Below are 18443 nucleotides of genomic sequence, written 5' to 3' on the forward strand. Positions count from 1 at the left end.
TAATCACATATCATGTGATAAATAGAACCCTGCCCGAAGCCGGGCAAGGTGTCTGGAAGGAAGCGTTCATTTTTTATCGGAAGAGGAAGAGGACGGTGCCGGAAGGGCGGAGACGGTTTGCCCTTCGTTTTCGGCAGGGTCTGGCTGATCCGTAAGCTCGTCCTGCACGATGCCGGATCGGGACAGCTCCACGGCATCCCGGGCCAGTTTCGGCACGGGATCCGGAATCAGCTCCGGCTCGGGAGAGACGGGGCTGAGCGTTGTCGGCTGAAAGCTGAAAATCCCCTTGATGTTTGCCCGCTCGGCCTTTGGCCCCAGAACATATAAGGTATCCCCCTCCTCGATAAGCGTGTCCCCATGCGGAGTAACAATTTGCTCGCCGCGGATAATGGCGGTAACGAGCACGTTGTCAGGAAGTCCCAATTGACGGATTTCGCTGCCGACCACCCTCATCCCGGCATGAATATGAATGTGATTGATCTCTGAGCGGGTTTTCCCCAGAGAGACCAGTTCCAGCAGAGAATGGGCATGGTTTCCGCTCTCCTCGGATAAGCCCAGCTTGCGCGCAAGGGGAGAGATGGTGGGGCCCTGAATGGCGGCGGAGGTCAGGATAACGAAAAAGACGACGTTAAAAAACAGCTGGCCATGCGGAAGTCCGGCGAGCAGCGGGTAAGTGGCCAAAACGATAGGGACGGCTCCCCGCAGACCGGCCCAGGAAAGCAGCAGCTGCTCCTTGAATTTGAATTTGGAGAACAGCAGGGAGGCAAGTACGCCTGCGGGTCTGGCGATAAGCATCAGAATTAAGGACAGTGCCAGTCCGGGCAGGACGATGCCCAGCAGATCGGCGGGAAACACGAGAAGGCCCAGCAGAGTAAACATCGTGATCTGCATGATCCAGGCAAACCCTTTGTTGAACTGCAAGATGGATTGCCGGTAGGTCAGATCGCTGTTCCCGAGCACCAGGGCCATCACGTAAACGGCAAGCAGCCCGCTGCCGTGGGCAATGGAGGTCAGACCGTAGGTCAGCACCGCAAACGCCACAGTCATGACGGGATAGAGTCCCGAGGAGTCAAAATTGATCAGATTAATGCTTTTAACGGCGAGCCATCCGAGCAGGAGGCCGGCGGCCAGGCCGATGCCCATTTCGAGGACGAAGGAAAGCAGCAGCTCCCAGATTTCATGGTGGGGGCTCTGAATCCAGCCGATCAGCGTGACGGTCAGAAAAACAGCCATCGGATCGTTGCTGCCCGATTCGGCCTCCAGCGTGGACGTAATCCGCTCCTTGATGTTTTTTCCGCTGAGGACGGAGAACACGGCGGCAGCGTCCGTGGAGCCGACGATAGCGCCAAAGAGAAGGCCTTCGGCGACGGTAACGCCCAGAATGTAGTGGGCGGCCAGGCCGATCAGAACCGTGGTGATTACCACGCCTACCGTAGCTAATGAAAGGGCAGAGCCGATGACCGGCCTAATGGTCATGTATTTGGTCTGCATCCCGCCGTCCAGCAGAATAACGACCAGCGCCAGCGTCCCGACAAGCTGGGTCTGGAACGGATTGTCAAAATAAACGAACCGGCTCAGCACCATGCCGGCAACAATAAAAAAGACCAGGGCCGGCATGCCCAGCTTGCTTGAAAATTTGGTGGCTAAAACCCCTATAAGCAGCAGAGCTGCCAACAAAATGACAATTTGTTCGGTCAGTTGCGTCAATTCCATCTAAGCAGCCCCTTATTTTAAAATGTAATTTTTGCAGCCTATCTATTAATTAGACGAAATTAGAGAGAGACGAAACAAGCAGCCGGTTGGGAAGAACAGGATTTCGGTTCAGGCCCAAACCGGCGGGGTAATAAAAACATACAAGGCACCAAAGTTACAACAATCCATGCTAGGAACACAAAGGAGCGACCGAAAATGGACCAAAACGTGTTGAAAGGCAAATGGAATCAGTGGAAAGGCGAAGCGAAGAAGCAGTGGGGCGAACTGACCGACGACGATTTGGATGTCATTGCCGGCGAAAAAGACAAGCTGGTCGGCAAACTTCAGGAACGCTACGGCCACAGCAAAGATGCCGCAGAGCAGGAATATGACAGCTGGGTTCGAAGCCGGAACTAAAGTCCGGAATCATCATGGAATAGAGGCGAATCAGCATGTATAAATCTCATGTTGCGGAAGGCAGACTGTTGGAGCTGCATAACGATTATGTGGTAACGGTACAAGGAGACATGGTCAGCACCTATCACCGCAGGTATTACATGCTGCCGGAGGAGGAGCTTTCTGTTGAAGCATCTGCTGAAGCAGCAGGGGATACGCCGGAGAACCCCGTACGAAGCGAGGAAGCCTTTCCCGCAGGCGTTAAGGGACGAAAACTAAGATGGCCTCATTTTGCCTGGCCGACTTTCGGGAACAGAGACGCGAATCGGGCTTAAGGGTTCGCGTTTTTAGCATACAGGTTTCCGGGCTTCCGGAAACGCGCGGGGAGCAGCCGCCGGAGCAGGACCTCACTTTGTGGGGTTATTTTAATCTGTTCCGGGGCATTTCTTCGTGATATGATAGGATACATATGAAGATATTACAATTTGTTACCTTTTTGATAGAACCCTAGAAACACAGAAAATTGAAAACTTGAAACTTAGGAATCTAGCTGCAATTCCAGTTCATATGATTATGCAGGAGCTAAGGTTGCTGGTCTTCCCGGCCGGCGGCCCTAGCTGCTTCTGCCTGCAGCCGGGAGTGATAGGATGAATGAATGACATGGGAAACGCTTTTGCTATAAATTTGAGTATTCTGGTCACTATCGCCTACCTGGCTAATCTCATATATAAATATGTCTTTGTAGTGGCTTCAGGGAAAATCAAATATGCATCATCCGTGCTGCTGATCGTATTTTCGGCATACGTATCCATGTATTTTGGCCTTCAATTCGGGGAAAACGTTATTTTCGACCTAAGGTTCGTTCCCCTGATCATCGCCGCGCTGAGCTATCGCCAGCCCTTTATCTTAGCCCTCATCGGGGGAGGAATCGGGTTGTGCCGCCTCCTGTTCGGAATCAATGCGGCTTCCATGGCAGGATGTATGAACATGTTTATTCTCGGGCTGGTAGCCGCATTGCTGAGATGGTGGTTCAATCGCCATAAAATGGCTTATATTGTGCAGGCCTTTGTGTTTATCGTAGTCATTAATGTCTTTAACAACCTGGACATTGCGATACTCGGCGTCATTCCTTTCGAATACTACATGGTGCATATGCTGCCGGGCACCTTGCTCCTTTCCCTTGCGCTGAGTACGGGATTCGTTTTCATGTTCCGCGATTTCCAGCTGGAGAGAAGGCGGAACCGGGAGCTGAAGGAAACCAATACCTTGATGATGCGGCAGACGGAAGAGCTTCATAAAGCCAAAATCGTTCTGGAGGAACGCGCCAAGCAGCTGATGCTGGCCTCCCAGTATAAATCCGAATTTTTGGCGAATATGTCCCATGAGCTGAGAACGCCGCTCAACAGCATTATCAACCTGGCTCAGCTGATATCGGAAAACGGCCGAAACAAAGACGGAGAGCCGGATAATCAGCCGGATGACGAAAACGTGCTGTACGGCGAAATTATTTACAAGTCCGGTCAGGAGCTGCTGCAGCTCATCAACGACATTCTGGATTTGTCCAAAGTGGAAGCCGGCCGGCTGGAGATTACGGTGGAAGAAATCAGCATTTGCGAAATTCCGGAGCTGGTTTATCTGCCGTTTGAACTGCTTGCCCAGCGGAAGGGCCTGAGTTTCCAGGTTCACCGGGATGAACAGCTGCCCCATACGCTTCATACGGATGGACAAAGGCTGCAGCAGATTTTGCGGAATTTGCTGTCCAATGCCTTTAAATTTACTTCACAAGGGGAAGTCAGCCTGACGATGCGCAAATCGGAACCGCGGGATCAGGTTCAGGGGGACTGGGTCGTGTTTGAAGTCAAGGATACCGGGATCGGTATTTCGGAGGACAAACATCACTCCATCTTTGAAGCTTTTCAGCAGGCCGACGGGACCATCAGCCGCAAGTATGGCGGGACCGGACTGGGGCTTTCGATCAGCCGGGATCTGGCCCGTTTGCTGGGCGGATTTATCCGTTTGGAGAGCAGGGTGGGCATCGGCAGTACCTTCTCGCTTTTTCTGCCGCTTAAATGATACAATGGCTATAATGATAGTTTGAATAACCGTAAAGCAAAGGATGGGATTTAGCTATGAAAAAGTCCGTAATCGCTACAACAAACGCCCCCGGAGCCATTGGCGCTTATTCCCAGGGGATTTCAATCGGAGATTTGGTTTATACGTCCGGGCAGCTCGGCATGGATCCGGCCAGCGGTGAGCTGGCTGAAGGAGTAGCTGCTCAAACCGCACAATCGCTGCGCAATGTCCAAGCTATTCTGGAAGCTTCCGGCAGCGGTCTGGATCAGGTCGTGAAAACGACTGTTTTCCTGAAAGATATGAACGACTTTGCGAAAATGAACGAGGTTTACAGCACGTTCTTCACCGAACCTTATCCGGCCCGCAGTGCCGTGGAGGTGGCCCGTCTTCCGAAGGACGCGCTGGTGGAAATCGAGGTTATCGCGCTGAAGAAATAATTCTGTCTCCCAAGCGTCTCGACCAAAAGAGCCCGTGCAGGCATCAGCCTGCCGGGCTCTTTTTTTTGGTTAAAGCCTACTCAGAGTTAATTTAACGCCAATGCCGAACGGGCCTGAACAACAGCATCCACAGGCTGAAGACCATCAAAATGGCGGCCAGGCCTATGGCGGTCAGATGAACGTTAACCGTCCCTTTCTGTTCTGCCGCGATAGCCGAATAGGCCCAGACGAAGGCGAGCGGAAAAAGGCCGTCATGGTTGGATAAGGAAACCGCCACCGCAATAACGGCGCCAACCGCCAAGGCGATAATCGCCCACCTGTCAGCGGGAAGGCCCCAGCCGTCCCAGTGGTTTTTCCGAAGTACGGCTGCGATATTGACCATCAGAGCTACGCTGATCCAGCCCAAATAAAGGCTGAAGGGCAGGCGCAGGAACGCTTTTTCTCCGGGGGTAGGATAAGAGATCAGGCGTGTTCTGCGGTAAAGGACAATCAAAACGGCCAGAAGAGCAAGCAGATCGGCTGCGGAAGCCTCCGCATACGGGTACTGCCAGAGCAGAATCCACCCCGCATTAAAAAGACATGATAATCCAAACCAGATCCCGATCGATAAAACCGAGTCGCGGTAATTGGTATACCTTCCGAACTGGTAGATGCAAAAACCGGCCAGCAGCAGGTAAATCAGGCTCCAGACTGCAAAAGCATAGCCGGCAGGGGTTATCAGAGTATGGTATTTGTCCGAAAGCTGCCGGGTGCTCAGGCCGCCGAGCGGAAGGATTACAGCGGCTGCATTTACGGCAATCATGATGAGGTAAAAGAGCACGTTCCACCATCTATAAGGATTACGTTTAAGCATGCCCGGCTCCTCTCCTGTACAAATTCGAGATATCCTTTCTATAAACATATACCCTGTGGCGGACTATATACCCATCTTCCCTGGCCCATTTTATCCCGAGTTTGCCGAAACCTGTTTTTAAACGAGCAGCTTAATGTATAATATAATATTAAGTTCTCAAACGGAGATAGACAGGAGAAAGCAATGAATCAACGTCTTTATGGAATATGGCTTGGCGATGTGTTCTTCAGCTTCTCTGGAGAAATATCGGAATCGAAAGTGGACGCGTGGGTCATGACCATGCGGCGTCTTCAAACTTCAGCGGGCGAACGCCCCTTTCAGCAGGCTGCGCTGCGGCTTGCTGAACTGAGATGGCCGGCGGCTATGCTCCGGGGACAGGAGCGGCGCGGAGAACGCCGGGTGCTGACGGGCCGCAGCCTGGAGGGGCTAGCCTTAACGCCTCAAGATACCTGGAACATGCTGTTTGCCTGGGAAGATGCCGACTTGGAAACGCAGGGCATTACGCCGGGCGGCGAAATGGTGTATTGGCGCGAAGCGGCCCGGTTTGCCATGGATCTTCTCCGGCGGGGACGGATCGCTCCAGGCTCTAGACCTGCGATTATTCAGGGAGGAAGAAGGAGAGGAAGTTTGGCGGCGATCCGTGCCGTCTGGTGCCCGCTGCTGGATGAACCCGAGGATGAAAAGCGGTTCCGGCTGCTTGCTGTCGCAATGCCGCCCTTGGGCCTAGCTCATATCCGGCCGCCTGCGGAAGAAGAAGCGTTGTCGATCGAACAGAGACAGCTGGACGTGCTGCACTCCTTTATGACTGCGCTGATGGATGTGAAAGTAAAAGACGCGGTGCAGGAGCTCGGCAAAGAGTTGAGAAACGCCCGCGCTGACTATAGAAGAGGAACGTCGCCGCTCAGCGAGCTGTGGTGGAACAATTTGACCGGTTCAGTTTATCCGGCTGAAATTCAGGGCCATGCGGCGGAAATTGCGGAGCTTGAGGAAGTTATTGCCCAAGCCGGGGGCATGCAGCCGGAGGGGCGTGGGGGAGAAACTCCCGAGCCTAGTCCCGGCATTCGGCTTTGCCTGCGGCTCGAGCCGCCGGACCGCTGGGAAGAGCACCCGTATTGGATGCTGTCCTTCTGGGCGGAAAGCAAAGAGGATCCTTCCCTCCGGCTGGCGGCGGACAACGTCTGGAACCATTTGGAGCCGGACCTTGCTTTTGGCGGAGGCGTGTTTAAGGATGTGCAGAAAGAGCTGCTGCTCTGTCTGTATAAAGCGGCGGAATGGTCGCCCGAGATCCGGGAGGCGATGTCGATTTCACGCCCAGAGGGGACGGAGTTGAGCCAGGAAGAGGTCTACCGGTTTTTGAGCCGGACGGTGCCGCTGCTCAGACGCAGCGGGGTGACGGTGCAAATGCCTTCAAAATGGACGAAGGAAGGTAAACGCCGGACCGGAATAAAGCTGCGGACGGGGAACTGGGAACAAGAAGCAAACCGTGCTCCTCGTGCCGGCGTAGGAATGCAGCAGCTGGTCACCTTTAAGGTGGAAGCGGTGCTGGGCGAACGGACGTTAAGCCAGAAAGAGCTGGAGGAGCTTGCCGATTCGAAGCTGCCGCTCGTTTTTTTTCAGGGGGAATGGATTGAGATTGACATCAAGGAAATCCGCCAGGTCCTCAAATATATGAAGAAACACGAAGAGGGAAGCATGACGTTTGCCGAACTGATGCATCTCGCCGCCGACCCGGAGCTGGATGGACAGTGGGAAGGCATGTATGTGGCCGGCTTCGAAATGGAGGGGCTACTGCAGGCCCTCGTACAGGGGGACACCCTGGGGCGTCTGGACACCCGCCCGATTCCGAGGTCTCTGCAGGGAACTTTGCGTCCTTACCAGGAACGGGGTTTCCAGTGGCTTTCCCTGATGCGGAGGCTCGGCTTTGGAGCGCTGCTGGCTGATGACATGGGTCTCGGAAAAACCGTTCAGGTTATCACGGCCATGCTGGACGGCAGCAAGGAGGAAGGGGCTTATCTCATCATCTGCCCAACCTCCCTGCTTGGAAACTGGCAGCGGGAGCTCAGCCGGTTTGCGCCCGAGCTCACCGTGTACATTCACCATGGGGGAAAAAGACTGCACGGCGAAGCACTGATCAACGCCTGCAAAACCTATGATGTGGTGCTGACGACCTATCAGCTGGCCGGCCGCGATTCGGCCGAAATGAGGGAGCTGTATTGGTCGGCCATCGTACTGGACGAAGCGCAGTATATTAAAAATTTCGGCACCAAGCAGGCGCAAAGCGTCATGAAGCTGCGCGCGCCGCAGCGTATTGCCATGACGGGGACGCCGGTCGAGAACCGCCTTGGCGAGCTGTGGTCGATTTTTCAGTTTCTCAATCCCGGTTATCTCGGCACGGCGGCGGCCTTCCGGCGCCAGTTTGCGTCAGGCGGAGAGGAGCATCCGGGAGAACTGGCGCGGCTCCGGAGACTGGTGGCGCCGTTCCTGCTGCGGAGGCTGAAAAGCGATCCGGATATTTCCAAGGACCTGCCGCAGAAGATCGAAATGAAATCCTACTGCAGCCTCACGGCAGAGCAGGCCGCTTTATATAAAAACGTGACCGACGACCTAATGGGCCGAATCGGAGACAGCCAGGGTATTGCGCGGAAAGGGTTGGTGCTTTCCTCGCTGACGCGGCTAAAGCAAATTTGCGACCATCCGGCTCTCCAGTCGGACGGCGCGGCTGCAGGCAGGTCTTCGGCGGCCGAACGCTCAGGCAAGCTTGAGCGGCTGCTGGAGCTTGCGGATACGGTGACGGAGAACGGCGAGGCGGCGCTTATTTTTACGCAGTATGTCCGAATGGGGGATCTGCTTGTCCGCCATATCGGCAACCGCTACGGGTTTCAGCCGTATTTCCTGCACGGCAATGTGCCGAAAAAGGAAAGGGATGAAATGGTGCGGGCGTTTCAGGACGGCTCGGGGCCGCCGCTGTTTATTCTTTCGCTTAAGGCCGGCGGGGTCGGGCTTAACCTGACCCGGGCCAACCATGTCATCCACTATGACCGCTGGTGGAACCCGGCCGTGGAGAATCAGGCGACGGACCGGGTATTCCGGATCGGCCAGGATAAAAACGTCGAGGTGCACAAGCTGATTTGCCAGGGCACTTTGGAAGAAAAAATCGACGAGTTGATTGAACGGAAAAAAACGTTGTCCGAGCAGGTGGTAGGCTCCGGGGAACAGTGGCTGACGGAAATGTCCACGGAAGAGCTTCAGGAGCTGATTACGCTGCAGACTGTGGATTGGACTTAACGCCTTCGAAGCCTGGATATGAAGCTGGGCAGGTTTGATAGGCCAGAGGTAAAAGTAAAGGAGCAAGAAGCATATGGCGAAAGGAAAGGCCGCAGGCGGCGCCGTTCAGGTAACGGCAGAACCGGGGCAATTGAAAGCGGAATGGAATCCAGCGCGGCATGAGGCGGGGAAAGAAGCGGCTGATCAGGCGCAGAATCCGTCCGGCGGGGATAACGGCTGCACGCTGGTACTGCCGGTCCAGACGGCGGATGAAGCGATGGCGGGACGCGTAACCGGCTATTTGCAGGAGAAGCCGCTCGAGCTTGGCGCGCTGCTGGCCGGTGCGGCCGTGCCGGCAGGGCTGGCGGAGCTGCTGCCTGCGGAGCCGCCTTTGGCGCAGCCCGTCCCGGACGGGGCTGCTGACGGGCAGGCGCTGCGCGGAACCGCTGCGCGCTGCGCCTGCGGGGACCGCGGCTGCAAGCGGGCAGCCGCGCTGCAGCAGGCGGCGGTGTCCGGCTGGAGCACGGACCCGCGCCTGGCCCTTACGGCGCTGGATCTCGCGCCGGAGAAGCTGGCACGCGCCGTATTTGGCGCGTGGGCCGAAGAGGGCGCGCTGGAGCCCCGCGCGCCGGAGGAACCGGCCGCGGCGCAGCGCGCGGCCGGGGGGGCGGCCCCCCGGCCGGCGGGTGCGGGGCCCGGCGTCGCCGAGTGGCTCAGCGCAGCGGCCGCCAAAGGCGCGCTGCACGAGCCTGGCCCCGGCTTCGCCGAAGCCCGCGGTCTGCCTGCGCCAGCGGCAGACCCGGGCGGCGGGGCCGCGGCCAGCGTGCGCAGCTGGCTGGCCGGTTTGCTGCCGTCCGTGCCCGGCGCGCCGGACGGCCTGGATTTGATCGTGCGCCGGGCCGCGCAGCGCACGGCCGGCCCGCACGAAACGAAGAAACGCCCGGGGAAATAATCCCGGGCGTTTCTTCGTTTTCCACTCAACAGCCCCCGCCAAATGCCGGCAGCCAGAGAACAGCCAACCGCCTACGCACAAAAAAAACGCTGCCTGAGGGCAGCGTGTATCCGGCAGGCGCTTCATTCCTCGGAGCCGGCTGTTCCTTCCGACAGCGCAATGATTTCCTTGCGCAGGCCAAGCATCTTTTTATCGAGCTCGTCGGCCGCGTGGGCCGCTTCCGACAGTTCTTTGATGACATGTGCCGGGACCTGCTTGTCGTATTTGTAGAATAAGATGTGTTCCATACTGGCCCAGAAATCCATGGCCAAAGTGCGAAGCTGGATTTCTACCTTGATCCATTCCGGGCCTTCCATCAGAATCAGGGGAACGGAAACGATCATATGCAGGCTTTGGTAGCCGTTTGGTTTGGGCTGGGCGATGTAATCCTTGATTTCTATCACCTTTAGATCGTCGCGGGTATGCAGGTGATCGACCAGGCTGTAGATATCCTTCACAAAGGCGCATACGATACGCATGCCGGCTATGTCATGAATTTCGTTGACCAGATTGTCAGGCGTCAAAGCCAGGCCTTTGCGCTGCATTTTTCCCACGATGCTCTGAGGCTCTTTAATGCGTGTTTTGATATGTTCGATCGGATCATAACCCTGGCGGTGTTTCCATTCCGACTGAAGCAGCTTGATTTTGTTGTGAAGCTCATCTAAAGCCATTTGATACATCATCGGCAGCTGGTTCCAGTTTTCGAACCCGGCGAGCTGTTCGCCGCCTGCTTCCCACAATTGATTGATTTCCGCGGGGTTCAAAGTCAGTCCTTTGCCCGGTTCATTCGATATGCTCAAGGTATCTTCTCCTAATGATGGGCATTTTACATAAAAAAACAGCAGAGAAAGGCTGCTTGTACCAGCCCTCGGACGGCGAACGAAGGAATGAATCCTTTTGCCGCCCGGATCCGAGGGCATTTTTAAACCTTTTATGCAAAATGCAGAATTGATAAAAATAACGCCGTCGGCTTTTTTATTGTACTCTGATTGATCCGTCAAATCAAAAAGGGGAGCCTAGACCACTATCCCGGTGTTGGGTTTTCACAGAACGCCTTAAATCTGGTATGATAGTTAACGTTAACGGGAGCGCGGGCCGGTTCGGCCCCGCGAAAGCCGTCTAAATATGAATGAAGCATCATACCTTGATGAGGAATGAAGACGATGCTGCTTTGATCGGAGGATGAAGGTAATGGGTTTCTTGGACCGAATTAAAAGCGGAGCGAATAAAGCGAGCGAACGCGCCCAAAACGTAGTGGAAATAAATAAACTAAACGGACAGATTTCAAATATCGAACGTGAGATGGGCATCTATTACCAGCAAATGGGGCAGGTGTTTTATGAGGGTTACCGCGTTAAAGATATGTCCCTTGCGGAAAAAGAAATGATGGAGCTGGCCAAAACCTGCGATTTGCTTGCGGAAGAGCGAGATGAGCTTCGTTCGCGGATCGCCGCGCTCAGAAACGAGCGTCTGTGCGAATGCGGAAAAGTAGTGCCCCAGGACGCTCTTTTTTGTCCCTTCTGCGGCAGAAAGCTAAAATCGCGCAGCGACAATGAAGGCCGTTATCAGGCGGCTGAAGAGCCCGTGCGGGAGAGAGAACCGGAAGAGGCCGTACGCGAAACGGGAGTGACCTCGGAAACGATGATTTACCGCGGTCCGCTGGTGAAAGAAGAACCGGAATATTACGGCGGGCCTGCCTCGCAGGAGGAAGAGCAGCGCCGCAACGAGGAGCTGGAGAAAGAACGCGAACGCCAGCTGGAGCTGGACCGCAGAATCCGGACCTGGAAAGAAAATATGGTTCCGCAGCAGGAAGCTGACTCGAGGCCCGAGGCCTCCGGCAGCACCGTCGTAAAATGCCAGATTTGCTCGGCCACCCTTGCCAAAGGAACAAGATGGTGTCCGCATTGCGGCGGCGAGCAGATTTAGAAGAAGCCTTGTATATCCCGTCATTTAGTATAATTTCATGAAATCGCCTTATTTATTCCGTGTCCGGACTCCAGCTGCGCCGTATTACTAAGAAGGTAGGCTCCTCCCGGATGGATCGCGCGCCGGATGGAGATGCTGAACAAAAGATACTGGACTTGGAGTGTGATGGATCATGGAATGCATCGTTTATTTCGATGTTGTCCACGAGGACAAAATCAAAGAGCTGCGCGGGTTGATTATGCTGGATGAGGACCGGCTGCCCGCCGAGCAGGATTACCTGAACATGTGTACGGATATGGGCTACCGTCTCCGGCTTGAAAAACAGGATCCGTTAACCTTTGTCCCCACAGACGCCGGAGCCGGTTATAAGGAAATCCGCATCCGCCGTCTGGATACCGGGACTGAAGAAGGCCATTTTGAAGACAAAAATCTTAAAAGCATGGTAGCCAACCTGCTGCCGGATAAAACCAAACCCATTTGACCGCAAGCTTGAAAGGGAGAAAGACCGGCTGGCGAGGCTGTGAACGAAATGCTTTGGCCTGTCGGCATCCCCGGGTAAGCCTGTTCCCCCCTGCGGGGAAACGGGCTTTTTGCGTTACATATGCGTTACAATAGAAACAGAACGAATAAACGGTTGCAGTTCCAGCCCCAGAAAAAGATCCGGAGGAGAAACCTATGAAGCTGCTCAAAGATAAAATTATGCAGGAAGGCATTGTGCTCGGCAATCAGGTCTTAAAGGTCGATTCATTCCTGAATCACCAGATGGACCCGGTGCTGATGCAGGAGATCGGGCGAGAGTTTGCCCGCCTGTTCGGCGGGAAACAAGTGACGAAGGTGCTGACGATCGAGTCGTCGGGAATCGCTCCCGGGATTATGACGGCGCTGGCGCTGAATGTCCCGCTGATTTTTGCCCGCAAGCGGAAATCGCTGACCTTGACCGAGGATATTTTTACCGAAAAAGTGTATTCTTTCACCAAACAGGAAATTAACGATGTTACCGTGTCCAAAAAGTTTCTTGCGCCCGGCGACCGCGTGCTGATTGTGGACGACTTTCTGGCGAACGGAGAAGCCGCTTCGGGCCTTGCCCGGATCGTGAAGAAGGCGGGCGCGGAGCTGGCGGGAATAGGCATCGTGATTGAAAAAGCGTTCCAGCCCGGCGGTCGTCTGCTCGCCGATGCCGGTTACCGGGTGGAGTCGCTCGTACGGATCGCTTCCCTGGATCACGGAAAGATTGAATGGGTGTAGGTGGCCTATGACGGGGAAAAGAGTAACCAGCATGGATGTAGCCCGGCTGGCCGGCGTTTCGCGGAGCGTTGTCTCCGCCGTAATTAACGGCACGCAGGGCATCGGCGTAAGCCGGGTGAAACGGGAAGCGGTACTGAAGGCGATGCGCGAGCTGAATTATCATGTCGATGCGGTGGCCCGAGCCATGAAGACGGGGCGAAGCTACTGCATCGCCGTCTTCGGGGACACCTCCAACGCGCTGTTTCTGCAGCTGCTTGAAGGGCTGCAGCAGGCTTCCCTGCGCCACGGCTACCATGTGCTGCTTGTGGGCCAGGGAAGCGGAGGAACAAGCCGGGAAGAGCTGATCTCCCTATATTTCCAGCGCCGGGTTGACGGGATCATTACGCTGGATCATCTGGGCTATGCGGACGAATCATGGGCGGCGAGCATTCGCGACCACGAGATTCCTTACGTTTCGGTCGAAGGTTATGCCGGATCGGAGGATCTGTATTCGGTGATGGCCGACTATTACGGCAGCGTCCGCACAGCCATGGAATTTTTGGCGCAGAGCGGCGTCGGGGCTGTCACCTATCTGCAGATGGAGGACGGACCTTGGCCCGAAAATTGGGCGGAGAGAGCCCGCCGGGAAGCCTACGCCGATTTCTGCGCGGACAAAGGCTGGATCGACCGGGTGGAAAAGGTGCAGCGCAGGGAACCTGAACAGATCGAAGCGATGCTGCAGGCGGATCTCGCCGCGGGGAACCGGCCGGTTTACCTGTCCAACTGGATGGACGGCGCCCTGGAAGTGTACAGAGCCGCTGCCCGGCTCGATTTGAAGATCGGCTCCGACGTTTCGGTCATGTCCGCGGACAATACGTACCGGGTCAGCTCCCGGCTGGTGCCCAGCCTTTCCGTGATGGCCGTGCCTTACAAGGAAATGGGCGAGAAGGCGGTCGAGCTGCTGCTTGAGCAGATCGAAAGCGGGGACGGCGAACGTGAGGATGACGTAAAAGCAATGCGGAAGCATTGGCTGTCTGCCGGTCTGCTGCCGGGGGAAAGCGTATGAAAACATAAAAAGAGCAGTCCTTGTAGAAGGGCTGCTCAGGCTGTCGAGAAACCCCCTGTTTTTTTGCAGGGGGTTTAAAATTGCCTTATTAGTTTATAAAAATGGGTTCTCAGATCGTTTTAAATCCATTTTTGTTTTAAAAGATGAGTCTCCCCATATAAAAAACAGAGTGTCGAAAAGTCCTCTGGACTTTCTCGACACTCTGAGCAGTCCTTGTAGAAGGGCTGCTCTTTTTATTTCACCAATTGCGGATCTGCTGCTCCGCAAAATCGCCGATCCAGGGCAGCTTCAGCCATTTGCGCTGCAGGGACGCGATAATCAGGGCAATCCACAGCAGCAAACCCGCAAGGGTAAGGAGCGAGGCCAAGGCGATGCCGAGAAAGGGAATAAAACCGGCAATGGTGTGGCTCACAATCAGCCCTCCGAACAATAAAACGGACTGAAGGGCGTGGAATAACACGAACCGGCTTCTTTTTTCGATCGCCAGAAAAAGAATACCGCCGATAAAAGGGAATAAGTGACACAGGAAAGCGGCCAAATGTTCAGGAAGGCCTGTAGAGGAACGGAATGGCGACAAGGGCATACACCTTCTTGAGTCAAGGGATGAAGGGGAGAAGTCCCCTTCTCCTTTTTAATGTATGACAAGCCGTTCAGGCTGAGAACGAAAGAAGGCTGCCGGGCAGGTTGGGTTTTTATGGCCTATACGTTCATCAGGACGGTGCCGCGGCTGCGCCGGCGGTATTCTCCGGGGCGATAAACAGCCGGATCAGATCCTCGACGATCGCTTTGGCGGCCTCCGGACGGCGCAGGCTTTCAAGCTCGCGGTAAAGCTCGCTTTCCGGCTGCCGGCTGCTGAAGAACTGCTCGATCTGCCGGACAAGGTCGCGCGGGCGCTGGGAAATGAAGGCGATCCCTTTCTTTTTCAGATAAAGGGCGTTGTTCAGCTCCTGACCGGGAACGGGACGGAATAAAAACATCGGCAGCCGGCAGACCAGAGCCTCCGACAACGTGATTCCCCCGGGTTTGGTAATGATGCAGTCGCTGACCGCCATCAGGCTGGCTATGTGGTTGACGAATCCGCAGACCTGCACGTCCTCGTGATCTTTGAAGCGTTCCTGAAGCTGCGCGAACAGCTCCTTGTTTTTCCCGCAGACGGCAATGACGCGCCGCTCGCCGCTTGCAGTAAGGCGGCTGCAGATATCGGCGATATTTTGCATGACCCCGTAAGCCCCGGCCATGAGCAGAATTACCGGTTTGCCGTCCTGCCGGAGGCCAGGCGGAACCAGGTCCGCTGCCGCAAGCTCATGCGGTCCCCGGTTGTCGGAAAAGCCGGGACGCAGCGGGATGCCGCTGGCCATCACCCGTTCCTCCGGAATCCCGCGGGCGACGATTTCGTTTTTTAAATCCTGGGTGGCCACATAATAACGGTTCACCGCGGGATGAACCCAGCGGCCGTGAATATCAAAATCCGTAATGACATTGACGAGCGGGATCGTTTGCCCGGTCCGTCTGAGGAGCCTTGGCATTCCGAGCTGCGGGAAAGTATGGATGACAAGATCCGGATTGATGCCCGCAACCACTTTGGCCAGCTTGTTAAGCCCGATGGAATGCAGGATGCCGTAAAACGGACGATTGGACGGCATCCTCCGGGTCGTATTGTAGACCCAGCCGTATAAATAAGGGATGGTTTTAAAGCTCTGCATGTATACAAATTTCGTTAATTCGTTAAGCAGTGGATGAGCTTCGGCCATCAAATCCAGCAGAACCACATCGGTAATACCTTGTTCGTGGAATGAATTTTCCATCGCTTTTGAGACCTGATAATGCCCGTCTCCGTAGCTTGCATAAACAATCAAAACCTTGGGCTTACGCATCAGCCGTCTCCTCCCGGGTAGCCTGGTAAGAATTCAGGGATTTTGTCTGTGCACTCTTGCTGTTTAAATATATATGTTTCAGTTGTCTATAGAAGAATTTGCTGTTCAGGGAACAAATCCTTCACTCTTATCTTAAACCGTTTAAAAACCGATAATATAACGAAAGGATCAGAAATATAATTCCCGAAAAAGGTGAAAGCTGAAACGAGCCGCTGAATATGTTACAATATAGAGAGATAGGAGGCCGTTCCATTTGTATCCGGATAAACATAAAGTGTTATCGGGTGCCTGACCGCACGTCTTGCTTATACAGCAAGCTTGATTCAGTCGGAAACTTGCCGGGTATGTATAATGTCAGATGCCTGCCGAGCAGGCGGGACAAACTAACCACTTCTAGATGAATACTTGCAGGATCTTTTCGGCGTTCTCATTTACGGAAGCAGTACCATTAGCGTTCTGGGAGGGAATCATATGGCAACGAAAGGTCATAATGAAGTTAAGGAAAGTTTGCGGGAGATGACTAGAATTTTCAGGCCGAAGGATCCCAAAAAATTTGTCAGGGAGTATGTTCGCAAGTACCGCATCATGGGCGGATATGAAGAAGAATTAACTACCCTTGTGGAAAAGGAAATGGGGAAGCTTAACTCTTCCGTTTCTTGATGTGATCCTCTGACGGTCGGCCGGCTATCGCATTGATATAAGACATTTCAAACCGTCTCTTCGCTTTTGTGCGGAGAGCGGTTTTTTTCTTCTTATAGTTTACATATATTAGATCATTAGAGCGAAAGCCAGCAGACAGGGTTATAGAAAAAGGAGGCGTTTCCCATGCCAAAAGTGATACCGAAAAACGCGCAGCAGATTGAGCTGATTCGGGCAGCGGGACGCATATTGGCGGATTGTCACCGGGCTTTGAGAAAAGCGATCGTGCCCGGTATCTCCACACGGCAGATTGACGGGTTCGTGGAAAATTTCATTGCGGAGCGTGGCGGCAAAGCGGCTCAGAAGGGCTATAGAGGATTCCCGTTTGCAACCTGCGCATCGGTCAATGATGTCGTATGCCACGGATTCCCGACGGATAACCTGCTGCGCAGCGGCGACATCGTCACCATCGATATCGTGGTCGAAAAGGACGGCTGGATGGCGGATTCCGGCTGGACGTACCTGGTCGGCGAGCCCTCCCCCGAGGTCGAGCGGTTGTACAAGGTCACCAAGCTGGCCCTGGAACGGGGCATTGCGGCGGCCGTTCCAGGCAACCGCATCGGGGACATCAGCTACGCTATCCAGCGGACGGCGGATGAGGCTGGCATCGGGATCGTGAAGCCGCTGGTCGGACACGGCATCGGGCAGCTGATGCATGAGCCGCCCGACGTGCCGAATTACGGCCGGCCGGGCACGGGGCTTAAGCTGCGAAAAGGGATGGTCATTACCATCGAGCCGGTGTTTATGCTGGGAGAAACGGGGGCCGTATTGTGGGAGCCGGACGGGTGGACGATCCGGTCGGCGGACGGAACGCCGGGCGCCCAGTTTGAGCATACCCTGGCGATTACAAGCCGCGGGGCGGATCTTTTAACAGAGCAGTAGTTAAAAGCGGGTGAAACGCGAAGCGGGCATATACCCGATCCATGTTCCTAACCCGGTTGCTCGTTCGAGGCTGGCCCCGTTGGTCAAGCACCGATCGTCCTCTAGTGTCCAGGGGAGCTGAAACAGGACCTCAAACTTCATTTTTAGGAGTTTGAGGTCCCTTTTTTGTGTGAAAAAGGGAGGGTTCCCCATGGTTTGCAAAGGCCATTAGGACAACTCTTTATATTTTTCCTAAATGTTGACAATGGAGAGGAGTGCTCATATACTGTGTATAAAGATATACACAGTATAACAGTGTGCTTGTCAGGGAGATCAAGAGGGAAGGGGCGAGGCAGGGAAATGATTTGGCGCGACGGTTTGTTTTTGTTGAAGCGGGAATGGAGCAGTGATCGGAAATTTTTTGTCTGGAATCTGATTTTTATGCTTTATATGGGAGGCTGCATCAGCCTGCTTTTTCATTCGGCTCAGGAAGACGACGTGGAACGGTCCATGGACGTTTTGCTTGATTTTATGTTTCTGATGATCATACCTTTTACTGGATTAACGTTCTGCCGCAGCTCCTTTCGCTATTTTCGGGAAGATTCCTACACCCAAAAGCTGCTTTATTTCAAAGTTCTTCCGGTTCCGCTCAGAGCGGTGGTTTTTTCCCGGATTTTGCAGGGAATAAGCGTGACGCTGCTTAACGGCCTTATTTTTTATTCGGTAATTTACATTTTAAGCAGCGGCATTCATGAATCGGTACAGGGGATCAAGTATATTCCGTTTGTTTTGACCTGGACGGGTTACTCCCTGCTTGTGAACGGCTATTATATCTATTTCGAGTTTCTGCGCAGCGGGCGGGTTTATATGTGGATGTCTTTTGCTTTTATGGGGCTTTGTGCAGCGATTGCTGCCATTATTGCGGTTTCGGGCGGCAATTTGGTGCAGTATACCCTTGCTTCTGCCGGAAGTTACGGGGCTGTGTCCCCGGTGATGTGGGCCAGCCTGGTTTTGGGCGCATTGTCTCTTTACGCGACGGGTAAAATCGTAATCCGAAAAATTGAAATCAGAGACGTGGTTTGACCTG

At 54.5% G+C, this 18443-nt stretch carries 18 protein-coding genes; 13 read left to right on the forward strand and 5 right to left on the reverse strand.

All coding sequences use genetic code 11. The features are described 5' to 3' along the window. Window positions 1–66: 66 nt before the first annotated feature. On the reverse strand, window positions 67–1713 hold the full coding sequence (locus tag AC3ZPD_RS15635) for a potassium/proton antiporter (RefSeq protein ID WP_490985216.1): 1647 nt from the start codon (window positions 1711–1713) through the stop codon (window positions 67–69). 195 nt (window positions 1714–1908) lie between these two features. Between AC3ZPD_RS15635 and AC3ZPD_RS15640 the strand changes: the two genes are divergently transcribed. From AC3ZPD_RS15640 to AC3ZPD_RS15655, 4 genes are all read left to right on the forward strand, one after another. Beyond that, window positions 1909–2109, forward strand: coding sequence for a CsbD family protein (locus AC3ZPD_RS15640; RefSeq protein WP_490985217.1), 201 nt, complete (start codon window positions 1909–1911; stop codon window positions 2107–2109). 35 nt (window positions 2110–2144) lie between these two features. After that, window positions 2145–2423, forward strand: coding sequence for a hypothetical protein (locus tag AC3ZPD_RS15645; RefSeq protein ID WP_490985218.1), 279 nt, complete (start codon window positions 2145–2147; stop codon window positions 2421–2423). A gap of 316 nt (window positions 2424–2739) precedes the next feature. Beyond that, complete coding sequence (locus AC3ZPD_RS15650) at window positions 2740–4161, forward strand: ATP-binding protein (protein WP_490985219.1); 1422 nt, start codon at window positions 2740–2742, stop codon at window positions 4159–4161. A 56-nt stretch (window positions 4162–4217) separates the two neighbouring features. Then, complete coding sequence (locus AC3ZPD_RS15655; protein WP_490985220.1) at window positions 4218–4598, forward strand: RidA family protein; 381 nt, start codon at window positions 4218–4220, stop codon at window positions 4596–4598. Between the two features lie 91 nt (window positions 4599–4689). Here the strand turns inward: AC3ZPD_RS15655 and AC3ZPD_RS15660 are convergent, their stop codons facing one another. Next, window positions 4690–5451: a TspO-related membrane protein gene (locus AC3ZPD_RS15660; protein WP_490985221.1), complete on the reverse strand. Its 762-nt coding sequence runs from the start codon at window positions 5449–5451 to the stop codon at window positions 4690–4692. A gap of 183 nt (window positions 5452–5634) precedes the next feature. Here AC3ZPD_RS15660 and AC3ZPD_RS15665 point away from each other — a divergent pair, with 183 nt between their 5' ends. Beyond that, window positions 5635–8736 (forward strand): DEAD/DEAH box helicase, encoded by a 3102-nt coding sequence (locus AC3ZPD_RS15665; RefSeq protein WP_490985222.1) that lies wholly within the window; start codon window positions 5635–5637, stop codon window positions 8734–8736. Window positions 8737–8809: 73 nt separating this feature from the next. Further along, a complete protein-coding gene (locus AC3ZPD_RS15670) occupies window positions 8810–9667 on the forward strand; it encodes a hypothetical protein (protein WP_490985223.1) in 858 nt (285 codons plus the stop codon). A 122-nt stretch (window positions 9668–9789) separates the two neighbouring features. On the opposite strand, the gene AC3ZPD_RS15675 is transcribed toward AC3ZPD_RS15670, so the two are convergent. Beyond that, entirely contained in the window at window positions 9790–10389 is a 600-nt protein-coding gene (locus tag AC3ZPD_RS15675) for a GTP pyrophosphokinase (protein ID WP_490985362.1), read from the reverse strand. A 508-nt stretch (window positions 10390–10897) separates the two neighbouring features. Between AC3ZPD_RS15675 and AC3ZPD_RS15680 the strand changes: the two genes are divergently transcribed. The 4 genes from AC3ZPD_RS15680 to AC3ZPD_RS15695 all read left to right on the forward strand — a co-directional run bounded on the left by AC3ZPD_RS15680 (window position 10898) and on the right by AC3ZPD_RS15695 (window position 13922). Continuing rightward, window positions 10898–11632: a zinc ribbon domain-containing protein gene (locus tag AC3ZPD_RS15680; RefSeq protein WP_490985224.1), complete on the forward strand. Its 735-nt coding sequence runs from the start codon at window positions 10898–10900 to the stop codon at window positions 11630–11632. A 172-nt stretch (window positions 11633–11804) separates the two neighbouring features. After that, a complete protein-coding gene (locus tag AC3ZPD_RS15685; RefSeq protein ID WP_490985225.1) occupies window positions 11805–12113 on the forward strand; it encodes a hypothetical protein in 309 nt (102 codons plus the stop codon). A 194-nt stretch (window positions 12114–12307) separates the two neighbouring features. Continuing rightward, the gene (locus AC3ZPD_RS15690) at window positions 12308–12877 is read left to right on the forward strand and encodes a xanthine phosphoribosyltransferase (protein ID WP_490985226.1); all 570 of its coding nucleotides are present in this window, start codon (window positions 12308–12310) and stop codon (window positions 12875–12877) included. 7 nt (window positions 12878–12884) lie between these two features. Next, window positions 12885–13922 (forward strand): LacI family DNA-binding transcriptional regulator, encoded by a 1038-nt coding sequence (locus tag AC3ZPD_RS15695; RefSeq protein WP_490985227.1) that lies wholly within the window; start codon window positions 12885–12887, stop codon window positions 13920–13922. Window positions 13923–14160: 238 nt separating this feature from the next. Here the strand turns inward: AC3ZPD_RS15695 and AC3ZPD_RS15700 are convergent, their stop codons facing one another. Next, the gene (locus AC3ZPD_RS15700; RefSeq protein ID WP_490985228.1) at window positions 14161–14499 is read right to left on the reverse strand and encodes a DUF4870 domain-containing protein; all 339 of its coding nucleotides are present in this window, start codon (window positions 14497–14499) and stop codon (window positions 14161–14163) included. A 133-nt stretch (window positions 14500–14632) separates the two neighbouring features. Beyond that, complete coding sequence (locus tag AC3ZPD_RS15705; protein ID WP_490985229.1) at window positions 14633–15796, reverse strand: MGDG synthase family glycosyltransferase; 1164 nt, start codon at window positions 15794–15796, stop codon at window positions 14633–14635. Window positions 15797–16267: 471 nt separating this feature from the next. Here AC3ZPD_RS15705 and AC3ZPD_RS15710 point away from each other — a divergent pair, with 471 nt between their 5' ends. The 3 genes from AC3ZPD_RS15710 (at window position 16268) to AC3ZPD_RS15720 (ending at window position 18439) form a co-directional block, all read left to right on the forward strand. Next, a complete protein-coding gene (locus AC3ZPD_RS15710; protein WP_490985230.1) occupies window positions 16268–16456 on the forward strand; it encodes a hypothetical protein in 189 nt (62 codons plus the stop codon). Between the two features lie 165 nt (window positions 16457–16621). Continuing rightward, complete coding sequence (gene map / locus AC3ZPD_RS15715) at window positions 16622–17377, forward strand: type I methionyl aminopeptidase (protein ID WP_490985231.1); 756 nt, start codon at window positions 16622–16624, stop codon at window positions 17375–17377. 339 nt (window positions 17378–17716) lie between these two features. Next, window positions 17717–18439 (forward strand): hypothetical protein, encoded by a 723-nt coding sequence (locus AC3ZPD_RS15720; RefSeq protein ID WP_490985232.1) that lies wholly within the window; start codon window positions 17717–17719, stop codon window positions 18437–18439. Window positions 18440–18443: the final 4 nt, after the last annotated feature.

The sequence above is a fragment of the Paenibacillus mobilis genome, assembly GCF_058267595.1.

Coding starts and splice junctions, on each gene's coding strand:
- AC3ZPD_RS15670 (WP_490985223.1), top strand. CDS start 8,810: ATGGCGAAAGGAAAGGCCGCAGGCGGCGCCGTTCAGGTAACGGCAGAA.
- AC3ZPD_RS15690 (WP_490985226.1), top strand. CDS start 12,308: ATGAAGCTGCTCAAAGATAAAATTATGCAGGAAGGCATTGTGCTCGGC.
- AC3ZPD_RS15635 (WP_490985216.1), bottom strand. CDS start 1,713: ATGGAATTGACGCAACTGACCGAACAAATTGTCATTTTGTTGGCAGCT.
- AC3ZPD_RS15710 (WP_490985230.1), top strand. CDS start 16,268: ATGGCAACGAAAGGTCATAATGAAGTTAAGGAAAGTTTGCGGGAGATG.
- AC3ZPD_RS15665 (WP_490985222.1), top strand. CDS start 5,635: ATGAATCAACGTCTTTATGGAATATGGCTTGGCGATGTGTTCTTCAGC.
- AC3ZPD_RS15655 (WP_490985220.1), top strand. CDS start 4,218: ATGAAAAAGTCCGTAATCGCTACAACAAACGCCCCCGGAGCCATTGGC.
- map (WP_490985231.1), top strand. CDS start 16,622: ATGCCAAAAGTGATACCGAAAAACGCGCAGCAGATTGAGCTGATTCGG.
- AC3ZPD_RS15695 (WP_490985227.1), top strand. CDS start 12,885: ATGACGGGGAAAAGAGTAACCAGCATGGATGTAGCCCGGCTGGCCGGC.
- AC3ZPD_RS15660 (WP_490985221.1), bottom strand. CDS start 5,451: ATGCTTAAACGTAATCCTTATAGATGGTGGAACGTGCTCTTTTACCTC.
- AC3ZPD_RS15720 (WP_490985232.1), top strand. CDS start 17,717: ATGATTTGGCGCGACGGTTTGTTTTTGTTGAAGCGGGAATGGAGCAGT.
- AC3ZPD_RS15680 (WP_490985224.1), top strand. CDS start 10,898: ATGGGTTTCTTGGACCGAATTAAAAGCGGAGCGAATAAAGCGAGCGAA.
- AC3ZPD_RS15650 (WP_490985219.1), top strand. CDS start 2,740: ATGAATGACATGGGAAACGCTTTTGCTATAAATTTGAGTATTCTGGTC.
- AC3ZPD_RS15705 (WP_490985229.1), bottom strand. CDS start 15,796: ATGCGTAAGCCCAAGGTTTTGATTGTTTATGCAAGCTACGGAGACGGG.
- AC3ZPD_RS15675 (WP_490985362.1), bottom strand. CDS start 10,389: ATGATGTATCAAATGGCTTTAGATGAGCTTCACAACAAAATCAAGCTG.
- AC3ZPD_RS15685 (WP_490985225.1), top strand. CDS start 11,805: ATGGAATGCATCGTTTATTTCGATGTTGTCCACGAGGACAAAATCAAA.
- AC3ZPD_RS15640 (WP_490985217.1), top strand. CDS start 1,909: ATGGACCAAAACGTGTTGAAAGGCAAATGGAATCAGTGGAAAGGCGAA.
- AC3ZPD_RS15645 (WP_490985218.1), top strand. CDS start 2,145: ATGTATAAATCTCATGTTGCGGAAGGCAGACTGTTGGAGCTGCATAAC.